We start from the raw sequence: 241 nt of genomic DNA on the forward strand, positions 1-241 counted from the left end.
GCGGTTCATATCACCTTACCGACGCTTTACGCAGATTAGCACGTCCTTCATCGCCTCTGACTGCCAGGGCATCCACCGTGTACGCTTAGTCGCTTAACCTCACAACCCACAGGCGTTTTGCAACGCGTGCAGACTGCAAGCATTTGAGAGACTCGAACATATCGCCGCTTCATTCTTATTACGGAGAATGAAGACGATACGTCGTTTCAATTTTCAGCTTGTTCCGGATTGTTAAAGAGCA

1 rRNA gene is annotated in these 241 nt (G+C 49.0%); it reads right to left on the bottom strand.

The features are described 5' to 3' along the window. Positions 1-99, bottom strand: a 23S ribosomal RNA gene (locus tag IB226_RS23160); the annotation flags it as partial. Between the last annotated feature and the right edge of the window lie 142 nt (positions 100-241).

Origin of the sequence: Pantoea sp. PNT03 (assembly GCF_014852515.1) — a bacterium.
GTDB lineage: Bacteria > Pseudomonadota > Gammaproteobacteria > Enterobacterales > Enterobacteriaceae > Pantoea > Pantoea leporis.